The organism is Candidatus Thermoplasmatota archaeon, assembly GCA_034660695.1.
Taxonomy (GTDB): domain Archaea; phylum Thermoplasmatota; class E2; order UBA202; family DSCA01; genus JAYEJS01.
Genome location: JAYEJS010000081.1, coordinates 1 through 1522, shown reverse-complemented (window position 1 = coordinate 1522; position 1522 = coordinate 1). Strand labels below are relative to the sequence as shown.

Here is a 1522-nt window from a genome sequence, read left to right as displayed (position 1 = left end):
CGAGTTTGAGCTCCTCAGGAATAGTCTGAACACCGACCCGGTCAGTAGCAATTATCAAATGATAATGAACATGATAACCCCCCGCCATATTATCATTCTTTTTCACCTCCAGAACCCAAAGATACCCTCTTAAAGACCATTTCAAAGCCTTTAGACGCTTCTTCAGGACATCTAACATGGTACGGATACCCAGACGGGCATAATTAGCCCGAGTAAAGGTAAAAATGAGCAATGAAACCTCTTTCTTTCGATACAAGGGCTCGTATCTGTCACAGAATCGATTAATAGTTTTAATCTTCCTCATGCGAGATTGTTTCAAATCGTTTGTTTCAACCACACCTTTATCATTTTCAAGTTCAGTTATCCACTTAGGTTTGTTCCTAACCCACCCATAAATGTATGGGTAAATAACATGACCATCATTGAGGTTGCGAATTATTTCGAGTGGATTTCTATCTGCATTGTTATTTATATGACAAGTACGAAAGCAAGGGATAATTTCAGCGACTTCTTCATACTCACTTCTTCGAGTCGACCTCCAATGATATTTGGAAGTTTCATTTTTTTCATTTATTTTTGTCTCGACTGGAGACTTATAAAGAGTATCCATTTTTAACGTTTTAAAAGATGCCGGAAACAACAAATGCCGGCATTTTTTATTTAACTGATTTCAAAGAAAGCCAGGTTGCTAGTTGACCTGGCTTTCTTTTCTGCGACTACCGATGTTATGAATCACCTACAATCTACCTACCTTCCTCTTTCATAATTTCATCAATCCGTGCCTCTCGAGAAGATTTTCCCTTACCAAAGAGAGAACCAACATTCTCATCAATAAATTTTTTTACCTCTGGAATAGCAAAATATGCCAAAGCGCCAATAGCTGCCAAAGAAAAAAGATCAAAACCAGTTCCTTTTTTATCTTTTTGCCCATACTTGCGTCGCGGCCGAAAACCACCGCCACCGGTGAGACCAAGATTATCAGCTTCACTTATTAGATCATCACTGACTCGACTTCCCTTCAGAATACTTATAGCCTCGGTCAGAATATCTTCGCTCAAATAAGGATACCAACCCTTATTGAAGAAATTAGAAACAGTGTTGCGGCTAAGATTCAAAGTCTCAGCAATTTGAGCCAAAGAACCATGAGGAAGCCTCGCCCTTACAGCATATATATTGATATTTTTCATATATTAAGACTTTAATAATACAACGAAAATATAACAAAGATTTCAGAAATACAAATGGTATTTATTAAATTTCACTTCAAAACACGAGAAATACCGTAATTTCTCTGCTGCAACATAGATTCATTTTCCTTTGTCAGGTATTTACTTAAATACTTTCTAATTGAATATTTAACAAACTCGACACCGGTACGTTGACCCCAAATACTTTCGAGTTTGAGCTCCTCAGGAATAGTCTGAACACCGACCCGGTCAGTAGCAATTATCAAATGATAATGAACATGATAACCCCCCGCCATATTATCATTCTTTTTCACCTCCAGAACCCAAAGATACCC

General features: G+C 37.8%; 3 protein-coding genes. All 3 read right to left on the bottom strand.

The window, feature by feature from the left end; translation table 11 throughout:
- Positions 1-610 (bottom strand): hypothetical protein (locus U9O96_04095; GenBank protein ID MEA2054284.1); only part of this gene is annotated, 610 nt, incomplete at its 3' end.
- A gap of 133 nt (positions 611-743) precedes the next feature.
- On the bottom strand, positions 744-1187 hold the full coding sequence (locus U9O96_04090; protein MEA2054283.1) for a hypothetical protein: 444 nt from the start codon (positions 1185-1187) through the stop codon (positions 744-746).
- A 71-nt stretch (positions 1188-1258) separates the two neighbouring features.
- Positions 1259-1522: hypothetical protein (locus tag U9O96_04085; protein MEA2054282.1), on the bottom strand; the 264-nt coding region annotated here is incomplete at its 5' end.